The 23,453-nt window shown below is 39.0% G+C and carries 26 protein-coding genes and 1 other RNA gene; 8 read left to right on the forward strand and 19 right to left on the reverse strand.

Translation table 11 applies throughout. The annotated features are described in order from the left end of the window. Positions 1-19: 19 nt before the first annotated feature. The 3 genes from Q4550_RS00105 to Q4550_RS00115 all read right to left on the reverse strand — a co-directional run bounded on the left by Q4550_RS00105 (position 20) and on the right by Q4550_RS00115 (position 2,603). On the reverse strand, positions 20-583 hold the full coding sequence (locus Q4550_RS00105) for an HD domain-containing protein (protein WP_303529204.1): 564 nt from the start codon (positions 581-583) through the stop codon (positions 20-22). A gap of 385 nt (positions 584-968) precedes the next feature. Next, positions 969-2,054, reverse strand: coding sequence for a GerAB/ArcD/ProY family transporter (locus Q4550_RS00110; protein WP_303529207.1), 1,086 nt, complete (start codon positions 2,052-2,054; stop codon positions 969-971). Between the two features lie 57 nt (positions 2,055-2,111). Further along, the gene (locus Q4550_RS00115; RefSeq protein WP_303529210.1) at positions 2,112-2,603 is read right to left on the reverse strand and encodes a CBO0543 family protein; all 492 of its coding nucleotides are present in this window, start codon (positions 2,601-2,603) and stop codon (positions 2,112-2,114) included. 255 nt (positions 2,604-2,858) lie between these two features. On the opposite strand from Q4550_RS00115, the gene Q4550_RS00120 reads away from it, so the two are divergent. From Q4550_RS00120 to Q4550_RS00130, 3 genes are read left to right on the forward strand one after another with little or no spacing between them, the layout of a single operon-like run. Next, positions 2,859-4,439, forward strand: coding sequence for a spore germination protein (locus tag Q4550_RS00120; RefSeq protein WP_303529212.1), 1,581 nt, complete (start codon positions 2,859-2,861; stop codon positions 4,437-4,439). A 30-nt stretch (positions 4,440-4,469) separates the two neighbouring features. Then, on the forward strand, positions 4,470-5,663 hold the full coding sequence (locus Q4550_RS00125; protein WP_303529215.1) for a Ger(x)C family spore germination protein: 1,194 nt from the start codon (positions 4,470-4,472) through the stop codon (positions 5,661-5,663). Positions 5,664-5,667: 4 nt separating this feature from the next. After that, positions 5,668-5,901 carry a hypothetical protein gene (locus tag Q4550_RS00130; RefSeq protein WP_303529216.1) on the forward strand — a complete coding sequence of 78 codons (234 nt, stop codon included), beginning with the start codon at positions 5,668-5,670 and terminating at the stop codon, positions 5,899-5,901. Between the two features lie 90 nt (positions 5,902-5,991). Here Q4550_RS00130 and Q4550_RS00135 read toward each other — a convergent pair whose 3' ends face one another. Next, on the reverse strand, positions 5,992-6,189 hold the full coding sequence (locus tag Q4550_RS00135) for a hypothetical protein (protein ID WP_303529217.1): 198 nt from the start codon (positions 6,187-6,189) through the stop codon (positions 5,992-5,994). 149 nt (positions 6,190-6,338) lie between these two features. Here Q4550_RS00135 and Q4550_RS00140 point away from each other — a divergent pair, with 149 nt between their 5' ends. Both Q4550_RS00140 and splB read left to right on the forward strand, forming a co-directional pair. Then, entirely contained in the window at positions 6,339-6,599 is a 261-nt protein-coding gene (locus Q4550_RS00140; RefSeq protein ID WP_194220992.1) for a transcriptional regulator SplA domain-containing protein, read from the forward strand. An 11-nt stretch (positions 6,600-6,610) separates the two neighbouring features. After that, entirely contained in the window at positions 6,611-7,639 is a 1,029-nt protein-coding gene (splB, locus tag Q4550_RS00145; protein ID WP_194220991.1) for a spore photoproduct lyase, read from the forward strand. A 149-nt stretch (positions 7,640-7,788) separates the two neighbouring features. Here splB and ssrS read toward each other — a convergent pair. The 5 genes from ssrS to Q4550_RS00170 form a co-directional block, all read right to left on the reverse strand. Further along, positions 7,789-7,972, reverse strand: a non-coding RNA gene (ssrS, locus tag Q4550_RS00150) — 6S RNA. Between the two features lie 114 nt (positions 7,973-8,086). Then, positions 8,087-9,001, reverse strand: a complete 915-nt coding sequence (locus Q4550_RS24555) for an AEC family transporter (protein WP_303529220.1) — start codon at positions 8,999-9,001, stop codon at positions 8,087-8,089. Between the two features lie 129 nt (positions 9,002-9,130). Beyond that, complete coding sequence (locus Q4550_RS00160) at positions 9,131-9,430, reverse strand: hypothetical protein (protein ID WP_303529222.1); 300 nt, start codon at positions 9,428-9,430, stop codon at positions 9,131-9,133. A gap of 130 nt (positions 9,431-9,560) precedes the next feature. Further along, on the reverse strand, positions 9,561-9,884 hold the full coding sequence (locus Q4550_RS00165) for a DUF3889 domain-containing protein (RefSeq protein WP_303529224.1): 324 nt from the start codon (positions 9,882-9,884) through the stop codon (positions 9,561-9,563). 84 nt (positions 9,885-9,968) lie between these two features. Next, positions 9,969-10,433, reverse strand: coding sequence for a CBO0543 family protein (locus Q4550_RS00170; protein ID WP_303529227.1), 465 nt, complete (start codon positions 10,431-10,433; stop codon positions 9,969-9,971). Positions 10,434-10,657: 224 nt separating this feature from the next. Between Q4550_RS00170 and Q4550_RS00175 the strand changes: the two genes are divergently transcribed. After that, the gene (locus Q4550_RS00175; RefSeq protein ID WP_303529230.1) at positions 10,658-12,043 is read left to right on the forward strand and encodes a DUF2254 domain-containing protein; all 1,386 of its coding nucleotides are present in this window, start codon (positions 10,658-10,660) and stop codon (positions 12,041-12,043) included. Between the two features lie 58 nt (positions 12,044-12,101). Here the strand turns inward: Q4550_RS00175 and asnB are convergent, their stop codons facing one another. The 4 genes from asnB to Q4550_RS00195 all read right to left on the reverse strand — a co-directional run bounded on the left by asnB (position 12,102) and on the right by Q4550_RS00195 (position 16,473). After that, positions 12,102-14,009, reverse strand: coding sequence for an asparagine synthase (glutamine-hydrolyzing) (asnB, locus tag Q4550_RS00180; RefSeq protein ID WP_303529232.1), 1,908 nt, complete (start codon positions 14,007-14,009; stop codon positions 12,102-12,104). A 427-nt stretch (positions 14,010-14,436) separates the two neighbouring features. Then, entirely contained in the window at positions 14,437-14,997 is a 561-nt protein-coding gene (locus Q4550_RS00185; protein WP_303529235.1) for a class I SAM-dependent methyltransferase, read from the reverse strand. Between the two features lie 223 nt (positions 14,998-15,220). Further along, positions 15,221-15,826, reverse strand: coding sequence for a peroxiredoxin (locus tag Q4550_RS00190; RefSeq protein ID WP_303529237.1), 606 nt, complete (start codon positions 15,824-15,826; stop codon positions 15,221-15,223). A 164-nt stretch (positions 15,827-15,990) separates the two neighbouring features. Then, positions 15,991-16,473, reverse strand: a complete 483-nt coding sequence (locus tag Q4550_RS00195) for a DinB family protein (protein ID WP_303529240.1) — start codon at positions 16,471-16,473, stop codon at positions 15,991-15,993. Between the two features lie 380 nt (positions 16,474-16,853). Between Q4550_RS00195 and Q4550_RS00200 the strand changes: the two genes are divergently transcribed. Then, positions 16,854-17,030: a hypothetical protein gene (locus tag Q4550_RS00200; RefSeq protein ID WP_194220982.1), complete on the forward strand. Its 177-nt coding sequence runs from the start codon at positions 16,854-16,856 to the stop codon at positions 17,028-17,030. A 330-nt stretch (positions 17,031-17,360) separates the two neighbouring features. Here the strand turns inward: Q4550_RS00200 and Q4550_RS00205 are convergent, their stop codons facing one another. The 4 genes from Q4550_RS00205 to Q4550_RS00220 form a co-directional block, all read right to left on the reverse strand. Continuing rightward, positions 17,361-17,591: a hypothetical protein gene (locus Q4550_RS00205; protein WP_303529243.1), complete on the reverse strand. Its 231-nt coding sequence runs from the start codon at positions 17,589-17,591 to the stop codon at positions 17,361-17,363. A 78-nt stretch (positions 17,592-17,669) separates the two neighbouring features. Next, positions 17,670-18,794, reverse strand: coding sequence for a sensor histidine kinase (locus tag Q4550_RS00210; protein WP_303529245.1), 1,125 nt, complete (start codon positions 18,792-18,794; stop codon positions 17,670-17,672). A 310-nt stretch (positions 18,795-19,104) separates the two neighbouring features. Next, complete coding sequence (locus Q4550_RS00215; RefSeq protein ID WP_303529248.1) at positions 19,105-19,662, reverse strand: maltose acetyltransferase domain-containing protein; 558 nt, start codon at positions 19,660-19,662, stop codon at positions 19,105-19,107. A 34-nt stretch (positions 19,663-19,696) separates the two neighbouring features. Then, positions 19,697-20,602, reverse strand: a complete 906-nt coding sequence (locus Q4550_RS00220; RefSeq protein ID WP_303529250.1) for an alpha/beta fold hydrolase — start codon at positions 20,600-20,602, stop codon at positions 19,697-19,699. A 263-nt stretch (positions 20,603-20,865) separates the two neighbouring features. Here Q4550_RS00220 and Q4550_RS00225 point away from each other — a divergent pair, with 263 nt between their 5' ends. Then, on the forward strand, positions 20,866-21,609 hold the full coding sequence (locus Q4550_RS00225) for a MerR family transcriptional regulator (protein ID WP_303529252.1): 744 nt from the start codon (positions 20,866-20,868) through the stop codon (positions 21,607-21,609). 49 nt (positions 21,610-21,658) lie between these two features. Here the strand turns inward: Q4550_RS00225 and Q4550_RS00230 are convergent, their stop codons facing one another. Together Q4550_RS00230 and Q4550_RS00235 are read right to left on the reverse strand one after the other, a co-directional pair. Then, positions 21,659-21,823: a glycine zipper domain-containing protein gene (locus tag Q4550_RS00230; RefSeq protein WP_303529253.1), complete on the reverse strand. Its 165-nt coding sequence runs from the start codon at positions 21,821-21,823 to the stop codon at positions 21,659-21,661. Between the two features lie 178 nt (positions 21,824-22,001). Beyond that, positions 22,002-23,444, reverse strand: a complete 1,443-nt coding sequence (locus Q4550_RS00235) for a DHA2 family efflux MFS transporter permease subunit (protein WP_303529255.1) — start codon at positions 23,442-23,444, stop codon at positions 22,002-22,004. Positions 23,445-23,453: the final 9 nt, after the last annotated feature.

The raw sequence follows: 23,453 nt of genomic DNA on the forward strand, positions 1-23,453 counted from the left end.
CCATCCCTGCTTTATAAGATCATGCTTCCTCATTCATTTTCTTTATCGTTGCTTTATCAATTTCGTCACGTATGGATTTCATAATAGCGTGATCCTTCACATACTCTTTCCCATAAGTAAGGTTAAATTCATAGTCAAAACCAGGGGGATTCGTGCCCTGGGTATGTTGTATAATTGTCTCCATTTTATCAAGTGCTTTTACAAACTTGGCTTCTTTCGTGGAGCCTCTATTATACTCCTGACAGATTGTAAGAATGTCATGCTTTCCCTTCTCATCAAGGGATGATGTGAGACGTTGAACAGCCTCTTCTTCCTTTTGTACTTTCTGCTTTTGATCGACTTGAACCGTAGCAGAGATATCCCCATCATATGCTTCTCCAAGATCGTGAACAAGGCACATAATGAGTACTCTTTTTGTATCAAGCTCTGGAAACTGATCACTTAAAGCAAAAGCAAACATCGCTAGCCTCCAGGAATGTTCGGCAACGCTCTCTCGTCGACCGCTTCTCATGTAGGCAGTTCTTGTCGTATCCTTTAATCTTTCAAGTTCCTTAATGAACGTAATCATTTGATAAGCATCCATGAATGATACCCTCCTTCTTCCAAGATGCTGTGACATCCTTGAGTCAGTAAGTGCGAAAAATCGTGATTGTAGCATTGCTTATTGTTCTTTATATGTAACTAATCTCTCTTTCGTCCCCTTAAAAGTCGATTTTCCATTCAAAAATAGTCGAACTACTACTCTTAGATACAAGCTTTACCAACATTTTAATTATCAGTTGCTCTTGAATCCCTAACCGTTTTATTCCATTACCATAAACTTTTTCTCCATAGTAAAAAAGAGAACAGGCGATACCTAAAGGTACCACCTGCAGAGAGTATATAGGTCTTATTTCTTTTAGGACGGAGATGGTAAAAAAGCGGTAACCCTATATTAAAGCTAGCACGCTCTTCCCCAATTCGTTTTATTAAATCAACTTTCTACTTTTTGCAACTAGAATTAATAACATAGGGAAACCAATTCCATAGATCGATGCATAAAGGGTCCATGTTTTCGATACAAAATCCTGCATATAAATAATGTCAGGATAACTAATTTGCGCTAAAACCAAGCTCCCTATTCCAAGAGGAAATAACAGCAGTCGATAGTTTTGAACACGAAAGATTTGCGTTAACGTACGTGCTGAGGTGTAGAACAAAAGAACTAACTTAAAATAAATAGAAAGCATCCAAACAATCGCCACAATGACTTCAATTCGTTCGACGATCTTCCCGATGCTAATTTTCTTTGCAAGAATATACGTAGGATACGTATACCTTGCAGTGAAATCCGCTCCTAATACAAGGATTGTGGCACAAATAATTACAAACAAAACGACGCTACCCATCGCGGTTCCTTTTAAGAATGAAATGCTCAATTTATTATGTTTGTCTACGTGTCGATAGATCATTAGAAAGGCAACTAATTCGAGAAATGGCAAACCAATAAAGGGAATAGAAGCCCTAATAATTGGCTTAACACCGTTCTCCATTATCGGTTTAATCGCTTCAAATTGCATTTCAGGCATAAGTAGAATGGTAAGCAAAATGAGAAGACAGAAAACCCAAGGGAAAAAGATTTCACATGCTCTTGCAATGGTTTCTATCCCCAGGCTTGCGCCCATAATAACGATAATCATAAAGATGGTAAAAATGATATATAGCGGCGTTTCAATCAGTATTTGGGTCGTTAAAAAGTCTCCAATATTTCTAAGAACAAGAGCTGCAAGAAGAAAGAGAAAGCTAAAAAACATAAGCGATGCAATCTGACCAATCCATTTACCGAGTACTTTCTCACTCGCTTCCACAATCGTCATATCAGGGAATTTCTTCATAAAATACCCATAAAAAACGACGAGCAATGTTCCGACTCCAATTGAAACGATTGCTGAAATCCACGCATCTTGTTTTGCTACAGCAGCTAGACCCGCAGGAATAATTAAGATGGAGCTTCCAATTATGTATAAGGCAACTAACCATGAGAATTGACGCGTATTAATGATTTCCTTTGCCATCGCTCAGACTCTCCTTTTGATAGCTAGAACCTTATAGTTTTACTTCTTCCTTATCGATTATACATAATGAAAAATGACTAATAGAAGAATCGAGATGCCTATCGATAATGGAAGTGCAATCGTTTTATTACGGTGATGAAGGTGCACCATCGGAAACATCACAATAATAAATAATAATGACCATGCGAGGTTCCATCCATTGTAATAAGTAATCATCTGAGCCTCGGAAGCTATAATCTCCACGAACCAAAACCCTGTTATCCATTTTACATTGTATAGAAACCTTCTTTTATGAATTGGATAATTAGACAGATAGAGTAGCACAACTAAAGGATTAACAACGAGGTTATGTAGTAAATGAACATTAAATTTACTAAAGAAAATGTCTTTTTTAAATTCCCAAAGATGAAATTCTTCGTACGATATCGTTTCATAAATGGTCGCTGCTAACGCAATATAAAGCATACTAGGATAATATTTTTCCCAATTTCTCCAATCGCCTTTCCAAAAAACAAAAAACAGTAGCGTGATAATGAGGACAATGTTCATTGTTATTCTCCTAATTCCTAACGGTCTGTGTTTCGTATCATCATGTGTATTTTGGATAAAGATACGCTACTTACCATAGCAAAAACATTTTTACATATTTATACAAAAGTAGTATGCATCTTTCTAAGCCAATTATGCATTATAAACGAATTTCCGCTCTGATTTATAGCACTATCGATTTATCACGTTGAGGGGGATAAAAAAACAATCGATGTGTAAACCTACTTATGAAGAAAATAATGTGGGGGATTTGTGATGAAACGGATAAGGCGATTAAAGGAAACCAAAAAACGTAATGAGAAGGCATCTTCCACTGAAAGTACATTCAAAGATATTAGCCCGGATCTTCAAAAAAACATAGAGAACATAAAGAAAATGCTAGGAGAAAGTTCTGATTTAACGATTAGGGAGATTCGTTCTGGTACAGATGAGACAATGCTTATCGCTGTGATTTTCATTGATGGACTTGCAGACAAAGTAATGGTCCAAGAAAGCGTCATTGATCCATTGATGCTAGATATTCGAAAAACGGATATAGCGATGAACGTCATACAAAATGCTAGCTTTTATGAAATCCTAAAGCATTTCTCTCTTGCTGCCTGTGAATTAAAAGAGATTCATCGTTTCCCCCCCCTCTATGAGCATCTTCTTTCTGGAGATACAATCATACTTATTCAAGATGAGTCTAAAGGATTTGCGATCGGTTCAAGGAACTGGAAGGATCGCGACGTAAATGAACCGACTTCCCAAACCGTCATTAGAGGGCCGAAGGATGGTTTTACGGAAACGATACGAACAAACACCGCTTTGCTCAGACGAAAAATCAAAGATCCCTCTCTTTGGATCGAAACGAACCCCATCGGCCATAAAACCAAAACAGATGTTGCCCTCGTTTATTTAAAAGGCGTTGTTGATGAAAGTATTTTGAAAGAAGTGCGGGAACGGTTAACGAAAATTGATACTGATAGCATTTTGGAAAGTGCCTATATTGAAGAATACATTCAGGATAACACCTACACTCCTTTCCCAACGATCTTTAACTCTGAACGACCTGATACGATTGCAGCTGGCATACTAGAAGGCAGAGTGGCTATAATAGTTGACGGAACGCCATTTGTGCTTCTTGTCCCAACTTTATTTGTTCAATTCTTTCAATCGAGTGAAGATTACTATCAACGTTTTGATATAAGCGTAATGGTTCGTCTATTGCGATATATCTCCTTTTTTCTTGCTTTGTTAACACCTTCCGCATATATTGCTGTGACAACCTTTCATCAAGAGATGCTTCCTACCTCCCTCCTAATTAGCTTAGCAGCTCAGCGAGAAGGAACTCCTTTTCCGGCACTCATTGAAGCGTTATTAATGGAACTTACCTTTGAGGTGTTACGTGAAGCAGGTATTCGTATGCCACGCGCAGTCGGTTCTGCGATATCCATTGTTGGTGCACTGGTTCTTGGACAAGCTGCAGTTGAAGCTGGTATCGTCTCTTCAGCAATGGTAATCGTCGTCTCTATCACAGCTATTAGTAGCTTTGTTATGCCTTCATTTAACTTAGCCATTTCGCTTCGAGTGCTTCGCTTTCCGTTCATGTTACTTGCTGCTACATTTGGTTTATTTGGGATCATCATCGGTATAATCGCAATGGTCCTTCACTTGTGCAGTTTGCGCTCATTTGGCGTACCATATATGTCTCCTATGGCGCCCATTATCCCGAAAGACCAAAAAGATAGTATTCTACGTGCGCCGCTTTGGAAAATACGGACACGCCCTTCTTTCATTAGCAAGAACGACAAAACCAGAAATGCTACACCACCACCAAAACCAGAATCAAATTAACTATAGGATAATGAGAAGGTGATCATGGACATGATAGCTTACGTATATCGTCTTGCCACTTTGTTGACGTGTTTATTTCTGTTAACAAGCTGTTGGAGTAGTAAAGAGCTTAACGAAATAGCGATTGCTACAGCCATCGGAATCGACAAAAGCGATGAGGGTTACTTGCTGACCGTTCAAATCATTAATCCAGGAGAAATCGCTTCAGATAGTCCAACAAATCGGACGGCTACAACAACGTATCGTTCTTCTGGAGAAACGCTATTTGAAGCTTTTCGGAGATTAACCGTCCAAGCACCTCGGAAGGTTTATTTTTCTCATGTACAAATTGTGGTGTTTGGGGAAGAAGCAGCCAAAAGTGGCATTGTCCAGCCTCTTGATTTTCTTTCGAGAGACCACGAGATGAGAACGGACTTCTTTCTTGTTATCGCAAAAGACACGCTCGCTGATCAACTCCTAAATATTCTAACCCCTATGGATAAAATTTCGTCCAATAAGATCGTTTCCTCCTTTTATATGTCTGAAAGAAACTGGGCGCCAACTCATACCGTGAAATTAGACGAACTTATGTATAAACTTTCTACCGATGGTAATGAAGCCGTCCTTACTGGAATTTTTATTAAAGGTAATACTGAGCTAGGAAAAGATAGTAGAAGTCTTGAAAAAACAGAGCCCCCTACAACTGTTCAAATTGATCATATTGGTGTTTTTAAAAACGATAAATTAGTCGGCTGGTTTAATGAGGATGAAAGTAAAGGATTTAATTATTTTACGGACAATGTCACGAGTACCATTGTTAATGTTCCTTGTTCCAACAGTAGTACAGGTATTGAAGTCATTAGAACAATAACATCATTAAAAGCAAACTTAGAGAATAACACTCCTCATATTGATGCAAACGTGCGTGTAGATGGAAACATAGGCGATGTGGAATGCGACATTGATATTACCAATCCACAGACAATAAGAAAGTTTGAAGCAATGGTCGAAAAAGATATTCAATCTAAAATGGAGTCAGCTGTTTCTGCTAGTCAAGATAAATTCAACAGTGACATCTTAGGTTTTGGTGCCCTCATTCATCGCGAACATCCAGATCAATGGCGAATGTTGAAAAATCATTGGAATGAGGAATTTAAAAACGTCGAAGTGGATTACACCATCCACGCAACCATTCAACGTACCGGAAACATCACCGATTCTGTTCAAAGAAAGGATGGTGAGTAAAACGATGTGGTTTATTATCGCTGTCGGTGTAGCCTCGATTCTAGTTACCGTTATGGAAGCAGCCAAATTACGAAAGAAAAAGCAATTGAAAGATCTTTGGGTATATAGCATCCTTCTATGTATCAGTTTTACTTTCTTAGTTCTAAATAGACTTCACATCCATATCCCAACCCCGATTACGATCGTGAATTTCATACTCGAACCATTGAGCAACGTACTGTATGGATGGTTGCAATAGCGGTGCGACGCGCAGTCGGTGCGCGGTGCCTGTCACCTTGTGTCGTATATAAGCAAAGACGCCGTTGAATTCGGCGTCTTTGTAATAGCTCTAATGTCCTTCTCTTTTCCATACATAATAAGCTTCTGGATTTTCTAATTTCCTCACCCAAATGCTTTTCTTCGGAGCGACACGATCAGAAACTTTGTACCATACCCCACCTCTCATTTTTCGATATAGCTTCATACGAGCAAATACTCTGTCACTAAAACTTAGTGAAGGCAATAGTTTCATCAAGTATTTCATCATGCCTTCACGCACCTCCCTTACTTTCAAGTCAACAGAACATCGTATGCGCTCGTTTTAGACTTCATGACTAAAATAGGCGTTATTTACCAGAAAGGAAATGTCACTCTTGTGGAACAATGAGGAAGAAGAATTGGAAGGAGTGATAAAGAATGGACTTGCACGATTCCACTTACGAGTCAGGACAAGACTATCAAGCAGGTGATGTTGTCTATGTGATGTACCGAAATCCTCATACGTACAGCGTGGCTAACATTCAGGAAGCAGCCGTTGTAAACGATCCTGATGAACCTGGTAAGCTTGCCTTATTCTTATACGAAACATACTATCCACTTGATTCCGACATTGCGATCTACCATACAGAAGCGGAAGCAGAACAGGCGTATGCCACATACTTTGGATCCATAGAATAGGAGGGCTTCCATTGGTTAAACCTTTTGTACCGCAGCTCGTCTATATGGAACCACGAGCATTAGAATATCCACTCGGACGGGAGCTACACGAGAAGTTCTCTAAAATGGATATTGAAATTAGGGAAACAACATCACACAATCAAGTGCGAAACCTCCCGGGAGATAATCACTTCCAGCAATATCGAGTTGCTAAATCTACACTCGTCGTTGGGGTGAGAAAAACGTTGAAATTTGATACGTCTAAACCTTCTGCGGAATATGCGATTCCTTTCGCAACTGGTTGCATGGGGCACTGTCATTATTGCTATCTCCAAACGACAATGGGCAGCAAACCCTACATACGCACGTATGTAAATACAGATGATATTTTTGATGCTGCAGAAAAGTATATGCAAGAACGAGCACCTGAACCTACCCGGTTTGAAGCATCCTGTACATCAGACATCGTCGGGATTGATCACTTAACGCATACATTGAAGCGTGCGATTGAGTACTTTGGTAAATCTGATCATGGACGTCTTCGGTTTGTTACGAAATTTGCACATGTGGATCATCTACTAGATGCGGACCATCAGGGAAGAACAAGGTTCCGCTTCAGTATGAATGCGGATTACGTTATTAAATTTCTAGAACCCGGAACTTCGAGGCTTGATGAGCGCATCGAAGCAGCCGCTAAAGTCGCTGAAGCAGGCTACCCACTGGGCTTCATCATCGCGCCTATCTATTTGTACGATGATTGGAAACAGGGCTATCTGACTCTATTTGAGAAGTTAGAAGCCAAACTTCCCAAGAGCGCAACGAAAGACTTAACATTTGAACTCATCCAGCATCGATTCACTAAACCAGCTAAGCGCGTTATTCAAAAAAATTACCCGATGTCTAAGCTTGAAATGGAAGAAGAAGATCGTCTTTATAAATGGGGGAAATATGGTATTGGAAAGTATGTTTATCAGAAGGATCAGCAGCAGGACATGAAGGACACATTCGGAAGCTATATTGATAAGTTCTTTCCAAATGCAAAGCTCGAGTATTTCACGTAAGGACTTGGGCGGTGACAGGCACCGCCCGTTTTAACTCGAACGATGTCGAAACACCAATACTCAAAAAAGGCATGGAAGCGAAATCGCTTCCATGCCTTTTTTATGTACAGCATCATTTAATTTAAATAGAAAAAATAAGCAAATTTAAACCCAACCCCGCTTCGTCGTCACTATAAGTGTCTCAAAGCCCGCGTAAAAGCAGGTGGGTACCCGCACAGCTACCTTTAACGTCCCGCACAGAAGGCCGGCTTGTTATTAGCAACTGGATATAGAGTTCCCGGAAAACTAGCATCGGTTTGAGACAACCGTTGTTAACGTGCGTTGCAGGAAATGGGTATTGCTTATGACTATACTCTACACCTTCGTTTACTAAAAATCAATGGTTGCGATTTCCAGTTCCGTATACTTTCTCTCTTTCAATATTAGGACAAAAGAATACTAGTCCATCTAAAACAACCAGCGACTTAACGATATAACAACCGTGACTGTGATCATACTTAGAACGGTTGAAGCAAGTACAATCTGTGCAGAGAGTTCTGGTTCATTTTCATACTCCTGAGCAATAATAGCACTGTTCACAGCTGTCGGCATGGCTGATGAAATCAATAACGCTTGAGCTGTAACCCCTTCAATACCTAGTACAAAAATAATCCCCAGTGCTATGGCGGGTCCAAGCAACAGACGTAGCATTAAGCTTACATAAACAACAGATAAATTTTTCGCGAACCGAAGCTGAGCCACCTGAGCCCCTAAAGTTAACAAAGCGATCGCCACCATCGAATCACCAATGTACCCTGCAGGGATTAATACAAATTCAGGCATTTCCACATGGAGTAGATTAAATCCAACTCCAAGAACCATCGCATACAAAACAGGCATTTTAAAATACCCAAGGAGCGCATTTAATTTATTTCCTTCTACCGTCTTTAAAGAAAAGATTCCCCATGAGAACGTGAGAATGTTTTGAAACGTTAAGACAATAACTTGAATCGACATAGCAAACGGATCATGCTTAAAGACAAGATCATTTACCGGTACACCATAGTTTCCTGAATTGTAGAATAAGATGCTGTTTGTAAACGATGCGCGTACACTTCTACTATAGCCGAATAAACGACTAATTAAATAAGAAACAACATATAAAATCACAATTAACAAACTAAAAAAAGTAAGCACCGATAAAAACAACGATAGCGAAAAAGCTGTTTCATAGAGTTTTAAGAAAATAAAGCCTGGCACAATGAAATAAATATTTACTTTCGCAAGTGTGTACAAATCAAATTGAAAAATACGATGCAGTAAAACACCGATGCCAATGAGAATGAACACGGGTACAATAATTTCAATAAATACACCAATCACAAAGAGTCCCTCAATTCAATACTGCATTTTATCTACTTTTACAGTTTACATGATAGAGAGCATTTCTTCAGGACAGATGCTTATTCGAAAGAGTTCCTGAATTATTCCACACGATTGAAGTTAAGTTATTTAAGATACCTTTTCCTTAAGAGCTTCTCGAAGGATCATGTTAACGGCCTTACGTCGCTTCCATAAGAAACCTATTAGTGCACGATCATCTAAATATTTTTCCTGATCATCACAATAAGAGGCTCCTTTGCAATGCACGGAAAATGAATTACCTTGGTATTTCATGACCGTACACTGTCCTTCTTTTTCTGTATCGTCAAAAACGAAGTAATATTTTTGACCAATTTGGTCAAATTCAGCAATTTTCTCAAAATCCTTCAACAACGTCTCAACATCTGTTTTACGTTTAATAATGTTCATGGTCTTCCTCTCCTCTTCTCAATAAATAACCCTCTCTGTATTCATATATCATTCGATTTAACTCGCTAAATTCCTTTTTTCCTAAAAACACAACAAAAAGCCAGCCGATATGGCTGACTTTTCATAAGGATTATTGAAATTCTTCAATCTCATCATATTTCACATCGATTAACTGGTCCTTCTTAGGATTAACGAGAACATAGACTCTAATTTCCCTTGATTGTCCATTTTGCTTTAACGTAAATTCAAAATCGTATTGCTCACGAACATCAGATATAAAAACCTTCCCATCATAACTGTAGTCTGTAATTTGTTGATCGGGATACCTTTGACTCGTCTCTTGAATCGCTGTTTTCCCCCACTTCGCATAAGAAGGTGGTTCAGCTCCAACTTGTGCGATCGGAACAAGGAGTATGAAAGTCATCCCTAAGACGGTAATCAATTTATTTAACAAAGTACCTACCTCCATTCAGTTTACTCTGAAGATAGTATTCATTCCTTTCCTCCTAATCATGCACATACCAGTTAAATCCCTTCGCTAATTTTTAACGGGTGGCAGGAACTTGACAATCATCCGGATGAGCACTAACACAAAGATTGTACTGATGAATGTATATACCCAAGTCCAGCTTATATAGTGTATAAGGTTGGTGTATCTTTCTAAAAAGTATTCCATAATAGTAATAATAGAAGAAAACACCGCAGCCTTCACGATAAAACCCAACCACCCAGATCGATAAGTACTTTGATAATAGTAAATGCCTAATACAGGAAATAAAACATATTCATATGTAAAACTGGAATCGAAATGCGCATTAAACAAGTTCACTGGATAAGAAAGCAAATTCTCTTCAACCACAATAACACCAATAATTGATGACAAATAGGCTGTTAATAAAAAGAAGAGAAGCCATTCTTTTATTGGCGGCTTTCTAAGACTGTAAACGAACAAAAGGACACCAATACTAATTAAAATCCAAAGTATTGATTCTTCTGATATCATGATTCATCACCTTCAATTTAATCCTCTATTCTAATATTATCTCCCCTCCTCCTCTGTACTATTCAATGTTAAACAAAGGAAAAGGTTCACGATTTAACATTTCGCACCGTCATATTAAGGTATAATTAAAAAAATGAAACAAATTCCTCTTCATACGGTTTAATGACGAACCTCAAGGGTAATCCTAAAGTGTTAGTGATTGAAATTGAAGGGAGTCCCTTGCCATGATAAAAAAATTATTACCATGGCAGCTACGAAAATATTTCGAAATGTCTAAACGCATTCGAAAACATGAACTTCAGGCTACGCTCTGGTATATGCCAGGGTTATATATTTTAGGAGCCTTCGTATTTGTAGCTGTTACATTATATTTTGATTTAGTTTTTGAACTTTCAAATTATGCGCCTGAGATGTTTCGCACAACAGCTCAGCCAACCCGATTGTTAATTAGTGCCCTCATAGGCGGTATTTTAACTCTTAGCGCCTTTACACTCAACTCGTTACTCGTTGTACTTACAACGTTCAGTGGACAATTCTCACCTAGAATGCTTCTTAACTTCGTTGCCGACCGAACGACACAGCACTTCATTGGAATATTTCATGGTAGCTTTGTGTATGTTCTCGTCATTTTTTTATTTATTACGAGTAAAGAAGACGAATATTTTGTGGCCATACCTGGGACGACTGTACTCCTCGCATTTATAACCGTTGTGACGTTTATTTTCTTTATCAACCACGCTACGAGCTGGATGCAGGTACATAATATTGCTACAAACATGAAGGAAGAATCAATCTCCATTGTAAGAGAAACGCTACGAAATGATCTTGAGCAATATCGTACTACAGAACCGGGAGATTTAATGAAAAAAGAACGGGAAACCGAAACGCTTATTACCGCTCCTAAATCCGGCTATATTCAGCTCATTGATTTCAAAACGATGATCGACGAAGCTCGGAAAGATCAAGTCATTATTAAACTCCATAACAAAGTAGGAGACTATGTTTTAGAAGGTAACCGCTTCTTCTCATATTGGGGTGCTGGAGCTGAACGAGTTAACCCAGAAAAATATTGTGGCTTTATTGAATTAGGTTATAAAGAAACAGAGATTCAAGACCTAAAGATGGGGATGACCAAGCTATCAGAAATTGGTGTGAAATCACTCGGTAATGATGATCCCCAAACTTCAATCACCATTATTCATCAAATGGCGGATCTTCTTCTTGAAGTAGAACGAGACATTACCTTTACCCCTTACCTTGCGGACACTGAGGAGCAGGTAAGAGTTGTGATGGATGCTGAAGAATTCAGTTATTACCTTTATCGAGGATTTGGGTATTTAAGACACTATGCCGGTGATAACTATCCGATCATTACGGAAATCATTTCAGCACTTAGCATGGTTTCCCAATCTATTAGTAAAGATAAATTGGATGTTGTGTGGGACTTCGCAAAAAATTCAATGGATCACATCCCGAAACAATTTATCTATGATCTTGACCGAGATTATCTCCTGCAACGTCTTTATGACCTCGCTGTATTTACAGGGCATCAGGATGATTACAAACCCATCGAGGAGCGCTTAATCAAAATTGAACAAAAACACTCATAAACACATTCATTTAAAAGCACATAGAAAAGGGTGACCTCATGAGGTCACCCTTTTCTATTTAGCGATATGTTGCTACTTTGCTTACAATTTCATCTTCCTGCTGAAGCTCTTCAAAGGAATACACGCCTTCAACAAATATTTGGTGCCAGAGCATAAAGATTAGCACGGTCCAAATTTTTCTTGAGTAATCGCCTTTTTCCGCTTTATGCGCTTCTAGAAGCCTCATCACAAGTGACTTATCGATTAAGTAATCCGTTTCACTCACATGAATAAGCTGCTTTGCCCATTCATACAATTCTTGCCTGAGCCAGTGGCGAATCGGCACAGGAAAACCAAGTTTTTTTCGATCGAGAACATGGTCTGGTACAATCCCACGTGCCGCTTTACGAAGTATGGATTTAGTTGTACCATCTGCAATTTTTTCACGAACTGGAATTTCACGAGCGACTCGGAACACTTCTTTATCAAGAAACGGCACACGAAGTTCTAGAGCATTTGCCATTGTCATCTTATCCGCTTTTAAAAGAATATCTCCTCGTAACCACGTTTGAATATCAACATATTGCATTTGATTCACAGGATTGTCTTTCTTCACATTCTGATAGAAAGGTTTTGTTATCTTTTGATAATGCTCATTTTGATAATAAGTCGTTAAAAGCTTTTTCTTTTCACTTTCTTCGAACATCTTCGCATTTCCAATATACCTCTCAGAGAGCGGTGTTGATCCTCGTTCAAGAAAGCTCTTTCCACGCATTCCTTCAGGAAAAACATGTGCAACGCGATTTACCATTTTTTTCATCATCACAGGCATAGGTTTGAAAAGACGGAGCGCATCAGGCTCGCGGTATATGTTGTATCCACCAAAGAGCTCGTCTGCCCCTTCACCTGAGAGGACAACCGTTACATGCTTCCGTGCTTCTCTTGCGACAAAATAAAGCGGGACACAAGCCGGATCAGCAAGTGGATCATCCATATGCCACATGATTTTCGGTAACTTTTTCACATACTCTTTTGCAGAAATCATGTAAGAATAATTTGGAACATCCAGCTTATCAGCTGTTTCTTTCGCAACATCAACTTCTGAATAGCCGTCTCGTTCAAAGCCAACAGAAAATGTTTTAATTTGAGGATTAAATTTCTTGGCCATCGAAACGATAATGGAAGAATCGATCCCCCCAGATAAAAACGAGCCAACCGGGACATCACTTCGCATGTGAACATTCACGGAATCATAAAGAACATTCTGAATGTCCTTCACCCAATTTCGTTCTGTCGTGATCGGTTTAAATGTCGCATGGAAATAGCGTCTCATCACTATGGGCTCATCATGCTTTTTAACAAAATAGTGACCAGGCTCAAGCTTCTTTATTCCTTCCGTCATCGTTAGCGGTTCTGGTACATATTGAAAGCTTAAATAATGTTGAAGAGCAGAAGGATTCACGGCTTCGAATTCTTCTATCATTGTGATACTTTTTTTCTCAGAAGCAAAAATCAGCTCCTCATCATTCTGCATATAATAAAGGGGTTTAATTCCAAAAGGATCGCGAGCGCCTACTAATTTCTTTTCAAGCTTGTCCCAAATAAGAATCGAAAACATTCCTCTTAAGTCAGCAAACGCCTTCTCCCCTTTATGTACAAATAACGTAAGAACCACTTCTGTATCCGACTCCGTGTGAAATGTGTAACCTTCTCTCTTCAACTGTTCACGAAGTTCTACATAATTATAGACTTCACCATTGAAGACCATCCAATATCGCTTATCTTCGTAATGATAAGGCTGATGACCACTTTCAATGTCAATAATACTAAGTCTTCTAAAACCAAGAGAAATCGATTCATCTGTATAATAACCTTCGTCATCTGGTCCTCTGTGTGTAATAATTTGATTCCTTTTCACAAAATCAGAATGATCGTAATGGTCCGATTTTCCTGGCTCTGTACGTAACACTCCAACAAAACCACACATAGTTGTAGCCACACTTTCGTTTGAATTAACACTTCCATTGTAACATTATCGTAATCCAACCGTAACCTTATTGTTATAAAAGTTCGTTAGATTGACTGTATTTATGACAGTATCTGTCAATTTATTTAAAATGAATTCAATCTATTACACGATTTCAACTTGTTAAATGTTTCATCTGATTTATAAATACGGTAGCTTTCTTTATTTGAGAGGTAGTAGGAGAAGTAGGTTGTTATCAATTAGTGGAAAGAAGTCGTTCGTCTTATCTAGGAAATTAATTGGAAGTGGTCCCTTCTATTAAATCACACTCCTCTTTCAATTCGAACGCTAATCCGAAAAGAAGTCAACTTTCGACATAATTAGAGGAATTGAATGAAATCTATAAAAAAACCTCTCCCATTATGTAGCTCAGACAGAGGTTTACTTATCATTCTATTGTTGCAAAAACGAGATGAAATATACCTAAGAAATGGCTTTCCACTGCAGTCACGCGAAGACTAGAATTCTCTAAGAGTTGGACTATATTTCGATCAACATGACATCCGATTTTTTCTGATAATACTGGATCTAACTTCTTTTGTAGGTGTGAAACTATGCGATTGGAACTTATTCCGTGTTCAAACAGTAATACTTGTCCACCTGGTTTACACCACTTCGCCATTTGCTCCAATACAACGTTAGGATGAGGATACGAGCACATAGATAATGTAGAGACGACTGTATCAAAGGAATTTTCTTTAAACCCAACCACTTCTACATCTTCCTCGATGATCATACAAGGATACCGCGTTTCTTTTGCAGCCTCTCTTGCATAGCGAACCATCTCTTCACTAAAATCAACTGCTGTCAGCGAATGAATGTTAGGATATAGTGGAAAATTCGTTCCTGTTCCCACCGATAATTCCAAAACATCTCCACTCGCTTTTGCTAAAAGTTTCTTTCGGAATTTTGTATCTATAGTTGTTTTCTTTCTTCTCTTCTCATACATCTTTGCGTGCTTGTCGAATATCTTTGATTGTTTGGATGGATTAATAATGAATCCTCCTGCCTTCCTTGATTAAAAGTACGGTAGTTATTAGCGTCAGTTCTTCTTTTTTCCCATAGTCTTCCCCTAAAAGGAACTCTATTTATGATGATACCAAGAATTCATTATTTAGATAGGGTAACTGCAAAAAAAATAAACTACGGTAAACCGTAGTTCAACCGTAGTTCTATACTCTTCCTATATAAGTTGCGTTCCGATTGATCCCTTGCTGACCAGGTACCCAATTGGCTTGAATGCTTTTTCCTGTCTTCTCATTATATTGAAGTGCCTGAATTAATCTTAGAATTTCATATGCATTTCTACCTACTTCAACAGGATAAACCATTTTTGAGACGATCACACCTTTTGGGTTAATAACAATCGTTCCTCGATAGGTAGCACCCGCCTCTTCATTTAATACACGATAATCTCGACTAATTTTATGATTTCGATCACTCACAAGCAAATAATTCACTTTAGATGCAGCCGGGGAAACTTCGGTGAAAACCTTATGTGCGTAAACGCTATCTGTACTAATTCCTAAGACTACCGTATTCATCGCCTGAATCTCAGGATAAATAGCAGCGACCGCTGCTAATTCTGTCGGTCAGACAAAGGTAAAGTCGCTAGAATAGAAAAAAAGAATGACCCATTTCTCCCTGTAATCCTCTAAGCTGATTCTCTTTATTTCTTTTTGAATCGGATCAAAGGCCTCAGCACGAAATAATGGCGCCTTGTCTGTTGTTTGTGCGCAGTTTAGTCGTTGATAAGATTGCTGCTCTTCATGCTCCACGTCCCCACCTCTTTTCACAGGCAGTATATGTACAAGAGGATGTCCATTTGTCTGTTTCTTTTATTCTTCTAATCGATAACGATCATTACCGTCACTTAAAGCGTGTTGTCTCATAGAAAAAGAGACTTTCTTTTTACTAAAGAAAGTCTCTTTTATTTCAAGGTTTACCCTTTCATTGCTGCCCATTCTTCACGAGATGGTCCTACCATTCCAGGTACAGTAAGACCAGCCTGGCGCATAAGCACTGTCATTTGTCCTCGATGATGCGTCTGATGTTGGAGTAAGAGAAGAAGAATATTTCCGTAAGTTGTCTCACTACCGAAGAATGTGGTTGTTTCTGTTAACTTCTCATCATTCCACTGCTCCTGAAGAGTGCTCACGAACTCTTCAGCAGTTTCTTTATACAAAGCTGAGATTTCTTCTGCCTTAAAGGATTCACGTTCCTTCATCGGTTGAAGGTCGAGCCCAGCACTCGACATCATATAAGTAATCGCTTGTGATAAGTGAACGCCTAGCTTTTCTAGCGTAAAATGATCTGGCGCTACTTGCTGTGAAAGAGATTCATCTGTTAGATGATCCATTAGTTTAACAGTTTGAGCCGTCTCACGTTCCCATGTTCGTACAAAATCTTCAAGTGATCGAAACATCAAATAACCTCCTGAATATGTATTCATTCTTTACTTCATTCATTTTACACCTCATTCTTGAGCAAATAAAGTGAGAAAAGTCCAGAAAACAAAAATACCCCTCAAAAGAGGGGGGAGAGAATAGGCTATACATCACTCTATGCTAATACATCTCTTCATATGCTAAAACACAAAACCTTCTTTCCTCTTAGCTATGTTAGCTGTAACGGAGGATTTCGCGAAACTTGCCGATTAAGCCCGATATTTCTTGTGTTTATCGAGGCTTTTCAACCCAAAAGTGGTTTTTTAACAAAAATACAATTGATTTTTTCAGATCGTTAGGCATCCTATATGAATTATGTTATTATATAAATCAGTTTAAATGGAAAAGAGGGATTTACATGGAGGAAGAACAGGAAATCATTCTCCCTGAAATCGGAAGTCTAGTCGAAATTGATAACCGAAAAGCTAAAGTCGTTAGCTTACTAAACAATACGATTGTAGCCGAATGGGAAGAATACTCAGAAGACGAATCAAAACGAATCGTCGTAAGACACGAAGAATATAAAATGCTTTAATAAAAGAAAAGCTCCAGCGCCCGGTAGGTCCGACAAGCGCTGGAGCTAGATCAGAAAAGCGCAAGCGCTCAGGTTAGGTCCGACAAGCGCTGGAAACTAATGAAACAACACCGAAAGGACAGGGGCAGTTCAATCTTCCCCTGTCCTTTCTTATTTTATCTTCTAATCCACCATTCACTTAATAATACAAACAGCAAGACCACAACGCCCGCAAACCAGGGGAACCAGTCAGGAACGTATTCCCATCCAAACACCTTTATGCCCCCTATCATTAAAAAAAGTGAATAAAAAAGAGACTTCACTAAGCCTCTATTCCATACCGATCCATATTTATTCTAATGTATCAGCTTCTTCAGCAGACACTTTATCCAACAGCTCTGCATAAGCCATTTTAAACTTCTCATATGTTTCAGGGCCATTTGCCTGTTCATTATTTTGAAAAAGCTGCTCAAATGCATAACCTTTCGCTTCTTCCAATGAACATTCTCTCGCACTCATCACGAGCTCCATATAAGATTTAAAATACGCTTTACTCAGCGTTCCCGCGTTTTTAGTAATCATTCTTCTCACTCCTTACATCAAGATGTTGCTTGCCCACATTATAGTAGGCTTCTTGATCAGAAAGCAATTTTAAAGGGGTTACTTTATCGCATCCTTTTTCTCCACAAATGGTAAGCGAATCGCGAATGTCGTTTCTTCTTCACTAGAATGACAGTTAATTTCCCCGTGGTGATTCTGAATGATCTTTTGGCAAACATACAATCCGATGCCCGTGCCAAGTTCTTTTGTCGTATAAAAAGGTTCAAAAATGCGATCCAGGGTTTTGTCATCTATCTTTGGTCCATTATTTGTGATGCGAATGGTTAAAATTCCTTCTGCTTGTTCTCCCGTGATCCGTATTTGGCGAGGAGAGCCTTCAGCTTTAAGAGCATCTAACGAATTCATAAGGATATTCAAGAATACTTGTCGTAGTTTATCTTGCTGCCCATATACAGAAAGATTCGCTGGAAATTCATTAACAATTCGCACATCAATATCAATAATACTCGGATAAATGAAGGCAATAATGGAGTCAAACAGCCCCTTAACCTCCAGCCACTCTTCCTGTCCGCTATCAATCTCCTTTTTGGAGACATGCAAAAATTGAGCAATGCGAAAGTTTAGCTGTTGCAGCTCATGATCGATCACTTCAACATATTTCATATCGGGATACTCTCTTTGAAGAAGCTTCACAAATCCTATAATAGCTGTAAGGGGATTCCTGAACTCATGAACGAAACTAGAAGACATCTGGCCCAGGATGGAAAGCTTCTCCTGATGAGTTTCATCTATAAAAGAAATCTTTTCTTGCAATTCATTTTCCTTCAGCTTTGTATACTCGGTTACGGCATGATAAGAAAACAGATCAAATAAATCATTTATGGAGTCTAGAGTATTCTGAAGATCATTCACATTTACTTCAGAATACGTTATATGCTTCATGAGAACGCTTCTTCCAGCATTCACGTTATAAATAAAATCTCCTATGTTTACATTCGCTTCTGCTCGCTCAACGGCTACTTTGTGCGCAAGTGTCACAATGTTCTCATGAGCAATTGGCTCTTTTATATTTTGTTGAACTAAACGATACATGAGAATACCATTGGCTTCCACTTTATCGCGGTGTATGTCTGTCTTAGAAATTCGTATCTTTTGTTTCCATTTGATAAGATAGCTTTCAAGATTATGATCGAGATAGTCTAGTAGTTGCTCTCGAACAGCCATACTTGCTTCACCCCTTCCTGCCTTAGTCGGTGATTCATGGTTATATTTTCAAGTATAACAGTAAATAGAGGGAATTTTATAGATGCATTATAGAGAGATAATCTATTATTGGTAGATAAAGATCGTCAATCAATGAAAGAAAATCTCTCTTCTTCTTTCCTATAAAAGTAATTCGAACGATATAATCCCAAAGTGAATATCTCTACAACTGTCGTAAACAAGTCGTTAAAAAGGAATTCAATGCAATTAAAATTGAAGATGGTCTTGCCACTATCACATTAAATATAAAGCGCTTTACTCATGCTATTACCTATTCGATTTCTTTGATTACCCTCGCTGGATTCCCGCCAACCACGACATTCTCCGGCACATCTTTCACAACCACAGCACCTGAAGCAATAACAGCATTATTACCGATTGTGACGCCCGGATTAATAATGGCGCCTCCACCAATCCATACGTTGTCTCCAATGAAAACGGGCTTTCCATATTCTTGACCAGAATTGCGTTCCGTCGGATCTAGCGGATGTGTTGCTGCATATATATGGACTCCTGGAGCTAGCATGCAATTGTCACCAAAGCGTATTTCACAAATATCGAGAAACATGCAGTCGAAATTCGCAAAAAAGTTCTCTCCTACGTGAATGTTATAACCATAATCACACTTAAAAGTCGGTTCAATATAGAGGTTTTCTTTCGTAGAACCAAAGAACCCTTTCAATAACCGCGTTCTATCTTCTATATCTGTCTCAATTGTTTGATTGAATAACCTTGTTATTTTGCGTGCATGAAGACGATCTTTCTGCAATTGCTCATCCTCTGGTCGATAATATTCTCCCCTGATCATTTTTTCTTTTTCTGACCTCAAATAACTCGCTCCTATCTCCTCTAAGAATGGTTATTCACGATAAAACCGTTGTGTTCACATTCCAATTTTTTAAATAGAGTAACATTTCCGTCCATAAATCCTCATTCTCTGTGAGAAAATGACCTCCGTTTGGAATGAGCGTCATCTCTATTAAAGGCGCTCGTTTCGCTAGTTTACGAACTTCATTTACAGGTGATAACGTATCATTCTCGCCATGCCAGAATCTCAACGGCCCTTTAATCTCGCTAACCTCGAACCCCCAATCTTTTGATAGGAGATTCGTTTCATAGATGACTCCTTCTACACCCTGTCGATAAGCTTCCTTCGCGTGATATAATCCTGTTTCCACAAGAGCTTCTTCTTTTAAAAAGGCACGATCCCAATCAGAAAGATGACGATGATTCCCAGCTAACATAGCATCTCGATACTTATTTGGATGGCTTTCAAGCATTTTTTTTTGAGCTAAATTCGCTTTCTTAATGAGCCAAGGAAAGTACTTTGATAAAAAAAAGGCAATCCGATTCTCTTTCGCCATTTCCTTTGGGGCTCTCCCCTTTTTAAATGGCGTAGCTGAAGAAACAAGAGCTGTATTTTGGATTCGTTCAGGCAATGCATAAGCGCATGCCGCAGCGAATGGACCGCCTCCAGAAACACCCAGGACAGAGAAATGCCTTAAACCAATATGCGTAGCGAGCTCCTCTACATCAACAGCCCAATCAAGGATCGTTCTATTTTTTTGAAAAGTGGAGAGCCCATACCCCGGTCGATCAGTTGAAATTAAGTAAATCCCCATCGCTTTGGCCAGTTCATCATCTTCTAAAAACCAGATGCGTGACCCTGGTGTTCCATGAAAAAGCATGATCGGTATACCAGTAGGATCGCCATACTTCCAATAGCCAAGTTTTCTTCCATCACTTAAAACCATCGACTTCTCCTGCATAAGCCCCTCCTTATGGTTCTCCTATCGTAAAATGGATGAGAAGGTGAACATCAATAACAATTATTTTCTTTCCCTACAGTAAAACTTGCTATCTCACCTAAATAATAACATTATTAGGTGGAAATTTGATGAAATTGAAAAGAACGCTCAAACTAGAAGAAAAACAACGAAATCGAAAAGTACATAAATAAAACCTTTTTATTTCTTGACCCTTACGTTGCGTTATCCACTAAAGTTAAATTTGAAAGGAGGACACTTAGCTTATGAAACGAGTAAAAGAAGTAGCAGAATTAACTGGAATTAGCGTTCGAACTCTTCATTACTACGATGAAATCGGACTTTTAACACCAGCTACTACGGAAACTGGTTACCGTCTTTATTCAAATGAAGATCTTGAGAAGCTTCAGCAAATTCTCTTTTTTAGAGCACTTGATTTCTCGCTGAAGAAAATTAAAACCATTCTAGAAGAACCGGATTTTGATCGAATGGAAGCGCTGAGCTATCAAAAAGAAATGCTGCATGAAAAGAAACGACGATTGGATAAGATGCTCACCATGATTGATAAAACGATCCAAAACGAGAAAGGAGAAAAAACAATGACAGATCAAGAGAGGTTTGATGGATTTGATTTTAGTCAAAACCCGTATGAACAAGAGGCACGTGAGCGTTATGGAAATGAAGTTATCAATCAATCTAAACAAAAGATCAACAGCTTATCAAAGGACGAAAAAAACGAGCTCGGTCACTCGTTTAATTCCATTTATAAAAGGCTTGCTGATCTTAGAGATGGTTCGCCTGAGGCAGATGAAGCTCAGAAAGCCATTCACGATTGGTATGAATTTCTCAATGGAAATGTTGGACATCATTATACGCTTGAAGCGTTTGAAGGACTTGGTCAGATGTATGTAGACGATGAGCGTTTCACGAAGAACATTGATCAATATGGGGAAGGTCTTGCGCTTTTTATGCGAGATGCCATGAAAGTGTATGCTGATCAAAACAAATAGAAATCACCAAACTGGAGAGCTCAACTTCTTAAGAAGTTGAGCTCTTTTCTTATTCATTCTCTTTTCCTTTAGTGGAACCAAATCCGACTCCAAGTGCAATCCCAACACCAATTCCAACAGGAATATTATCCAATGCGACGCCTACCCCCGCTCCGATCGCTATTCCAATACCAATACCTAATCCCATCTTGCTCTCTCTTTTCGACTTTTTCATCACATCTACTCCTTCTTAAGAGATTGTCTACCCTTTTTACGATTGTTTATAGAAAAAGTTTCATCTGGCGTAGATGAAAAGTGATGTATTCAAAAAAACTCTTCCTATATTAGTATAGGAAGAGTTTTGTCTACTCGTAGAAAACATCTACAGAAATCTTATTTATTATCTAGGCGATTTAATTTTCAGTAGCCACTTTGTTTTTCTGAACTGAATCTTCTTTAGCAGCTTTCGGTTTTCGAATAAACAAAGCTAAAACAAGTCCAATAATAGCTGAAATACCCGCTACGATAAAGGAAACGTTAACGCCATGAACAAGACCTTCAACTCCGCGTGACGGCTGAGCCGCCTGAGACATCACGGTTACGAGTAGCGCGGTTCCAACAGCACCGGATACTTGACGCATTGTATTGTTCATAGCTGTACCGTGTGGAATGAGGTGAGCAGGAAGCTGATTTAATCCCGCCGTTGTAACTGGCATCATCACCATCGCTACCCCAAACATTCTGATCGCATTTACAATAGCTAAATAAGCAAACGTCGTTTCTGGTGTTAAATTTGTGAACATAAATGTCGTCACCGTTACGATAATCAAACCAATGATCGCAAGCCACTTTGCTCCAAATTTATCGAATATCCTACCAGTAATCGGGTTCATAAAGCCCATAATTAGCGCTCCTGGCAATAGCATTAATCCTGATTCAAACGCGGTGAATCCAAGCATATTCTGCATAAGAAGCGGCAGAACAGTTGCAGCACCGATCATGGCAATAAAAACAACCATTCCAAGCACAGTTGTTAATGTGAATAGCTTATATTGAAACACTCTAAATTGAAGCACAGGCTGCTTAAGTTTTAACTGACGTAAGATGAACCAGCACAATGTCACACTACCAATGACCATGGCGATAATCACCTGTTCACTTCCCCAACCGTTTGTACCGGCACTACTGAATCCATACAATAATCCACCGAAACCTAACGATGAAAGAACGATAGATAGAATATCTAGCTTCGGATTCGTTTGTTCTGTCACGTTTTTCAAAATCAAATACGCAATAAAGAAGTCAATAATCACGATCGGTAGGATCACATAAAACAAACTTCTCCACGGGTATTGCTCCACAAGCCATCCGGATAAAGTTGGACCGATCGCTGGCGCAAAGGAAATCACAAGCCCAAACATCCCCATCGCTGTACCCCTTTTTTCAACAGGAAAAATTAAAAAGAGGATCGTTTGCATAAGCGGAATGATAATCCCGGCACCAGAGGCCTGGATGATACGCCCTACCATCAAGAGTGGAAAGTTCGGGGCAACGGCGCAAATAGCGGTACCAACCGCAAATAGCCCCATCGCGGTTAAGAATAGTGTTCTTGTTGTGAATTTACCTATTAGAAAAGCTGTAATTGGAATCATCACGCCATTAACTAGCATGAAAATCGAGGTTAACCACTGGGCTGTACTTGCCTCCAAGTCTAGATCGACCATGATATGTGGCAATGCCGTCGCAAGCAGCGTTTGATTTAGTATCGCTGCAAATGCACCTGACAATAGCACGATTAAGAGCGGAACTTTATTAAAAGAACCGATTCCTTCTGATGATTGTTTAGTGTCGTTCATGTTCTCCCT

Source organism: Anaerobacillus sp. 1_MG-2023, assembly GCF_030547345.1.
GTDB classification, from domain to species: domain Bacteria; phylum Bacillota; class Bacilli; order Bacillales; family Guptibacillaceae; genus Guptibacillus; species Guptibacillus hwajinpoensis_B.